At 38.7% G+C, this 825-nt stretch carries 1 protein-coding gene and 1 pseudogene; one reads left to right on the forward strand and one right to left on the reverse strand.

Annotated features, from left to right (window positions below; genetic code table 11):
- Positions 1–218, forward strand: a pseudogene (locus ACFINI_RS10040) (hypothetical protein); the annotation flags it as partial.
- Between the two features lie 13 nt (positions 219–231).
- Here ACFINI_RS10040 and ACFINI_RS10045 read toward each other — a convergent pair.
- Complete coding sequence (locus ACFINI_RS10045; RefSeq protein ID WP_375648050.1) at positions 232–759, reverse strand: hypothetical protein; 528 nt, start codon at positions 757–759, stop codon at positions 232–234.
- Positions 760–825 lie beyond the last annotated feature (66 nt).

An 825-nucleotide genomic window follows, 5' to 3' on the forward strand; every position in this document is an offset into this window, starting at 1 on the left:
GGAGTGAAAGCGATTTTATGTGGGCATACGACGTGGTCAATGATAACGAGGATCCAATGATTTATTATGCAAAAAAACTTATTAAGCGTTACGATTTCAGAAAAGAACAAGTAGATAATATAGTATCTCACGTGAAAAGAAATGATCATAAAAGTTTAAAGGAATCCAGTGAATTTTGCAGAAACTTACGAACGATATACAATATAATGAAACCGTAATAGAGATTGTCATTTAACGATCAAAATGTTTCTGAAGAGCATTAAGAGCAACGCGTAATGAATTCACAAGGTGTGGTAGCATTTGATCTTCTATAACGAGGGACTGTAACGCAGCATGAAGATTATACTGTCTATAGAGGCATTGGGCTTCTTTTAGTGCCTCTTGCGTGTTTATAAACTGCTCTGTTGCAAATTCTACCCATTTGTCTCTTGCCTTATCATCAGATGATGACGGCATTTCGTCATAAATTGCATTAGGCAAGCCCTTTGCACAAAGGTAATTATTTCTTATCTGTAGATATTGTTGCGCGGCATCATATTGCTCTTGTGTAAGCACGCCTTGCAAACAAAGCCGCCCGATATAGGTACCAGAAAGTGGATTTTTTGCCTCCTGTAGCGTTAAACCGAAGCGCTTTGCACGCATTTCTATTGCCAATTTATCAACGGCTTCACGCGGTGTTTTGCAACGTGATATACGTCCGTTTGGTTCTCTTAGCTGCCCTGCTATTTTAGGGCGTCCCCTCTTTTTGTTTTTTTTCACTTATGTCCTCAGATGTCTGTTTAATATCTTGCCAAATTCTCTCTGATCTTGACCATGAAATTCGAT

The organism is Bartonella sp. AA56HLJMS, assembly GCF_042197145.1.
GTDB lineage: Bacteria > Pseudomonadota > Alphaproteobacteria > Rhizobiales > Rhizobiaceae > Bartonella.